This window comes from Paenisporosarcina sp. P4_E4_2, assembly GCF_056401595.1.
On record NZ_JBFUJC010000187.1, the window covers coordinates 1 to 6,097 of the forward strand.

Annotated in this window: 4 protein-coding genes; all 4 read right to left on the bottom strand. The window is 38.4% G+C overall.

Features of this window, described 5'->3' with window-relative positions; all coding sequences use genetic code 11:
- Positions 1-264 precede the first annotated feature (264 nt).
- The 4 genes from AC1DSB_RS12825 to AC1DSB_RS12840 all read right to left on the bottom strand — a co-directional run bounded on the left by AC1DSB_RS12825 (position 265) and on the right by AC1DSB_RS12840 (position 6,073).
- Positions 265-780 (bottom strand): C40 family peptidase, encoded by a 516-nt coding sequence (locus AC1DSB_RS12825; protein ID WP_477531103.1) that lies wholly within the window; start codon positions 778-780, stop codon positions 265-267.
- 543 nt (positions 781-1,323) lie between these two features.
- A complete protein-coding gene (locus AC1DSB_RS12830; protein WP_477531102.1) occupies positions 1,324-4,416 on the bottom strand; it encodes an AAA family ATPase in 3,093 nt (1,030 codons plus the stop codon).
- Positions 4,413-5,600 carry an exonuclease SbcCD subunit D gene (locus tag AC1DSB_RS12835; RefSeq protein WP_477586841.1) on the bottom strand — a complete coding sequence of 396 codons (1,188 nt, stop codon included), beginning with the start codon at positions 5,598-5,600 and terminating at the stop codon, positions 4,413-4,415. Before AC1DSB_RS12835 ends, AC1DSB_RS12830 begins: the two co-directional genes overlap by 4 nt.
- A 176-nt stretch (positions 5,601-5,776) precedes the next feature.
- Positions 5,777-6,073 (bottom strand): DUF3817 domain-containing protein, encoded by a 297-nt coding sequence (locus AC1DSB_RS12840; RefSeq protein WP_477531101.1) that lies wholly within the window; start codon positions 6,071-6,073, stop codon positions 5,777-5,779.
- Between the last annotated feature and the right edge of the window lie 24 nt (positions 6,074-6,097).

The window sequence follows — 6,097 nt, forward strand, 5'->3', positions numbered from 1 at the left end:
CTTCTACTACGTTTGAATTTTATATTCCGGCTGAAAATACTGCTTTCAAATAGTGTAAATTGAGGGAAAGTGTAAACTAATACAATATAAGTTGAGAGCTCTTTCTATTATGATCTTATTTTCGATTGAACGGGAGTTTAAAGAAGTATCAAATGGGTTAATAGCAACACTAAAGGACTGACGATGAATATCGTCAGCCCTTTAGTGTTGCTGGTAAAATATCACATAAATCAGATGCGCTTTTCTAGAAATATGGGATGAATATTAAAGTACTCTTTGTGCCCACATGAAGTGTTTTTGTGTCCATGGTCCCCAGACAGAAAAAGTTTTTACACTGTTTGCCGTGTTTAGATTGCTGATCCATTGTCCATTCCCCATATAAATCCCTACATGAGAAATAGTCTTGCCGTTGCTCGCAAAGAACATTAAATCCCCTTTTTTCATATTCTTAAATGAAATTGACTTTCCGATATGTGATTGCTCACGGCTAGTTCTAGGCAAGTTCACGCCAAATTTAGCATAGACATGTTTAGTCCAGCTACTACAATCTGCTTTGTAAGGTGCTAGGCTATAATCTGCTCCGTACACGTATTTTGTTTGTGTTTTAAGAACCTTTGCATAGTCAACAAGATCAGATGCTTTGTCCGGTGTTCTAACAACAATAGATTGACCAATATTAAGTTGATGAGGATTTTTGATTTGCGGATTTAATGATCGCAAATCCTGATAGCCCATTCTGTATTTATAAGCAATGCCGTTTAATGTATCACCTTTATGCACTGAATATGTTGCACCTGCGACTCCTGAAAATGAAAACGCTAACATAAATGATAGAATCAAAATTCTTGTAAGCTTTCTAATAGAAGTTCATCTCCTCGTGAATAATTAGTTGGTATTTTTTTCTTACACTTGGTACAAATTTTGAAATATGTTTTGGTAAGGTCTACTATGTAAAAATATGTAGGTAGAGCGCTTGCAAACTGTTGGCTCATTATTTAAAGCAACAGCACGAAGGGTCGTTATGTATTTGGCTTAACTTTTTTTGAGTATAGCATGCAAATTATATAGGACATGGTGGTAATTATTACCGAACATTATTTCCCCTACAACTGCCCACACTTCCAATATTTACTGGAGGGAAACTTAATAACTACTAAAGGTGTTAATTGTAATATTGGCTAGAAATCGTATTTACTACACTAAGCGAATATACATACAAAAAAACCAGTATCTCGATGAGCTACTGGTTTTACATCTGTATTATTATTCAAGGAAGTTGTTCTGCTAACAATCAGACAACCACCATCCGAAACACTAGTCTAATCACTTAATAACAAATCGTGTCTCGCTATAGCCTTCTTTCGACTTTCTCACTTCCAATATCGCTGGAATAGCTGTTTTCAATTCCTGAACATGAGAAATGACGCCAATCATACGACCTGATTTTTGCAAGTCGATTAGTGTGTCGATTGATTTGTTCAATGATTCTTCGTCTAGCGATCCAAATCCTTCATCAATGAACATCGTATCGATGGAAACATTGCCTTGGAAACTTTGAATGACATCGGCCATACCTAACGCTAAGCACAATGAGGCGTTAAATTTCTCTCCTCCGGAAAGCGTTTTGACATCGCGTGTTTGTCCCGTATAGGCATCATAAACATCTAGTCCCAAACCACTTTGTCTTCCTCTCGCTTCTTGACGTTCACTTCGAATCAAATGGAACTGTCCATTCGATAAGTTCTTCAATCGTTCATTCGCCGACACAATAATTTGTTCAAGGTATTCAATCTGCAAGTATCGTTCAAATGAAATCTTCATTCCATTTTGGCCTCTGATCATGTCATACAAGTCGGTGATTTGATTGAATTCCCGTTCTTTCGCAATGACTTTTTTACTGGATAACACTATGCTACTGATTAGATTGTTCGCTGCTTTTTTATAATCATTTGATAGATTTACTTCCTGTAACGCCTTTTCATAAACTACTTTCAAAGAAGCAAGTTCATTTTGCAAATCGTTTAAATCGACTTTCGTTTTGTTTGTAAGTTTTATGGACAATTCAGCCACTTGTTCAATCAGTGTATGTCGAGATTGTTTAAACTCCAGAATCTGCTCTTTTAAGGTAGTTCTCTCTGAATCTCTTAACTTCGCTTGTTGATAAGTTTCTTCTGATTCAAAAGCCGAGGACTCGAGGGCCTTCTTAAATGCAACATTTGCCTTATCTAGTTTAGCCTTTGTCTCTTGCAAAGCTTGTTCGGTATGTGCAATCGTCAAAACAGAAGAAGCATGTTGTTCCCTAGCTTCTTGACGAAGTTGTTGCACCGCTTTCCATGCATTTTCAAGTTTGGTTTTGCGTTCACTTGTTTCACGTACTTGTTGTTCTAATTGAGACAAGATACGCACTTCGGCTGGAATCGATTGTAATTTATCTTCATAAATCGCTTTGCTTTTTTCGTAAATAGATTGTGCTTCTTGATGATTTTTTGTTATCTTAACTTTTTTAACATCCAACTCTTGTACAGCTAGTGACAGCTCTTGGTGTTGTTGTTTTATTTTTCGAAGCACGTCTTTATCTTTTCGCATTTGACTGACTTCAACATCAAATTTCAGACGAGATTCATCCAAAGTTTCATAGACCTTATCAGAATGCATTAAATCAACACCGAAACCAGTTACTTCTTGCCCTTTAATCGAGAGTTGCTCCATCATAGCGTTTTGTTTGGCTGAAGCATTTCGATAGGAACTGTCCACTTGATTCAAAGTCGATTTTACTTGTTCCAGTTGTTCTTTCGAAGGAGCAACAGTTTGATCTTGCTCGCTCTTATTTGGATGCTCCACACTGCCACATACTGGACATGCATCTCCGTCATGTAAATGAGCCGCTAAAACTCGAGCTTGATTGGCAAACCACTCATTTTCAAGCGTCGTGTACTCTGTTTTCACCGTATTATAGTGTCTTTCTTTATCAAGAGTTTCAGTTTCTAGTGTTTTCATCGATTGCTGAATGGACAGAAACTCTTTTAACACTCGGCATTGTTCATTTAACTCGCTAAGTTTTTGTAACTTATCATCAAATGGAATCAATCGATTTTCGAGACGATCCATATCAAGCTTTAAAGCTGTAACAGCTTCATTTTTAGAGTTCACTTGTTGCTCGATTCCCTTGACGTTTGCTAATAATTTATCGACTTCATTCTCCATAACTTTTAACTCGGACTCTTTCGAAGTCATGTCTTTTACTATTGGCAAGAAATCATTTAAACGGACGAGTGACTCGCTTAGTTTTTCACGAATCTCCCGCTTGTTTTCTTCTTCAATATAATGAAGGTTCATCTGCTCTAACTTTTCCTTCGCTTTTGCCTCTGAAGTAACCGCTCTATCCCAAAGTTGCTGTTTCTCCAGTACTTCTTTTTGAAGTTCTTTATAGTTTCGTTCGATTCCTTCGATTACGCTTGCTCGTTCTGCCTTTTCAAGCTGCATTTCTTTGCCTTCAAATAAAGGTAACTGTTCCGTTAACGCCTGCAGCTTCTGTTCTTTTGTTTCCCATTCGTCAAATCTTTCATTCAAGCTTTTGGCTTCATGGAATTCACCTGACTTACTTGTATGGTTCTGGTAAGCATCTTCGTATTTAAAGTGATCTTGGCGGATTTTCTCTTCATAGTAAGAAGCTTCTTCTTCCAATCCCGAAATGACTTGGTGAATATTGTAGTGTTCCTGAGCAAGTACCTCAAATATAGTGGATTCGCGTTTCGGAAACGATGCAGCGATATTTTGAATGTAACTGTTAGTCGTGCGTTGCTCAATTTTCAATTCTTCTTCAGCAAGTGCTTTCTTTGTCTTAAGTCGTTCACTAATCATTTTATAAGGCTCGGTTTTAAAGATTTTCCGTAGAATATCTTCTTTGTTTTCTGTCTCAGAAGTTAGTAATTTTCGAAACTCGCCTTGTGGCAGCATCACAATCTGGATAAACTGATTTTTTGTTAGTCCAATAATTTCATCGACTTTATCATTAATTTCTGACACGATTTGCCGTTCAACACATGGAACTTCACGGTCTATTAGTTTTTCATAAAACTCATATTTTTCACCCGTCGCTCCTTTATTGCCTTTTTTCACATGCCCTATTTGGCGTAGGATTCGATACGTTCGCTGATGCATTTCAAATACCAGCTCTACAGATGTATGGACATGGTCCTCTGCAAAGTCACTGCGCATAATACGTGATTCACTTCGATCCGAACCACTTGCCGAACCATATAAGGCAAAGCAAATCCCATCAAAGATGGTTGTCTTGCCCGCTCCGGTGCTGCCGGATACGACAAATAATTGATTGCCTTTAAGTTCGTTGAAATCAATGACTTCTGTATGTTTATAAGGACCAAAAGCGGTCATCTTCAAGGTAATGGGTCTCATATTTTCAGCCCTTCTTTCTTACCTGGTCTAGTGATTTCCTGTTGCTCTAGTAAGAACTCTTGAAGCACATCTTTAAAAATTCCCTCAGTTTCTTCCGATGCAGGTACCCCTTTTACTTCTTCGTAAAAAGCGTTAAATAACGCTAAGTTATCCATTTTACGACGTGAACCTACCGTGCTTTCTTCTTTATATTTGACAGCAGACAACAGTTTACGTTCTACATGCATTGCATTTGGGTAAACCGAGCGAATCTTTTCCATCGGAAATAAAATCGGTGTTTCATCCAACAATTTCACAAACACATAATCGTGATTCATTTCATGCTGCAAAATGTCTTCCATTTTTCCTTCAACGGTGCGAATGTCGCGTTTAGGTTTGAGCAAACGCTTTTCTACACTGACATTTCCAAGCTCGTCCATCTGAACAATATGGAAACCTTTTTGATGATGCTCTTCAGAAATTGAATATTTCAGTGGAGAGCCCGAATAGCGGACCGTCTCATTCAAAACATAATGTGCTTGATGCAAATGTCCAAGTGCCGTGTAGTGGAACTTTTTGAAGTGTGAAGCACTTACATACTCCGCTCCACCAATTGCAAGCGGCCGCTCCGAATCACTCGTGTTTTCCTCTTCTTCCCCGTGAGGTGTCACAAAGGCGTGTCCTACCAGCACATGCCTCTTAGATAAATCCATCGAAGACTCAATATGTGCAACCATTTTCTTCATGGCATCATCATGAGTGCGGATCTCTTCATCTTCTAATACATGCCGAACTTGAGAAGGATCAGCATACGGAACTAGATGGAAATGAACTTCTCCGTGTGCATCCTGTAGCACAATCGGCTCTAATTCTTTCTTCAATTGACCCGTAATATAAAAACCATTCGATTTCATCATACGGCTACCAAAGTTCAAACGCCCCGGGCTATCATGGTTCCCCGAAACGGCAATGACAGGTGTTTTCAGTTTCAATACAATGGTTTCAAGTACTTCGTCCAACAAATTCACCGCGTCCGTCGGCGGTACTGCCCGGTCGTATAAGTCTCCCGCGATAATAACGGCATCCGGTTTTTCTTCGGCAATCGCCTCAGTAAATTGTCGCAACACGTATCGTTGTTCGTCCGTCATTGAAACTCCTTGTACTAACTTACCTAAATGCCAATCGGCTGTGTGGAAAAATTTCATCATGTGCTCCTTTCATCATTCATCTGGATTATAATTCTCAGTAGTTTCTCTACATTTATCTTACCTATATTTTAAGCCAACAAGATTTCCAAAATAAGTATTATTATACATGATTACGATCAGGTTCTTTGAAATCAAAAGAAAAAACACCAGTAAGATATGAATCTTACCAGTGTCTATACTGTTTCCAATTTTTGAAGCTTACGATCGAATATGATATTGCCAAACGGAATGAAGGCAACAATCACAGCGATAACGCTATAGATAAACGGCCATCTCACGATAAAAGTCATATACCCAATTACCAGGCAATAGCTGACAAACAGAAACCCGTGGATTGAACCAACGACTCTCACAGCTTCTGGCATTCCAAAGAAATATTTTAATGGCATCGCCAGGAATAATAAGATTAATAGAGAACTGCCTTCCAATAATCCCATGAAACGAAATCGCTTAAGTGGTTTTTCAGACATTTTAACCCCTCCTGCTTTCTACAC

Bases quoted from the DNA above. Each gene is read 5' to 3' on its own strand.
- AC1DSB_RS12840 (WP_477531101.1), bottom strand. From the start codon at position 6,073: ATGTCTGAAAAACCACTTAAGCGATTTCGTTTCATGGGATTATTGGAA.
- AC1DSB_RS12835 (WP_477586841.1), bottom strand. From the start codon at position 5,600: ATGAAATTTTTCCACACAGCCGATTGGCATTTAGGTAAGTTAGTACAA.
- AC1DSB_RS12830 (WP_477531102.1), bottom strand. From the start codon at position 4,416: ATGAGACCCATTACCTTGAAGATGACCGCTTTTGGTCCTTATAAACAT.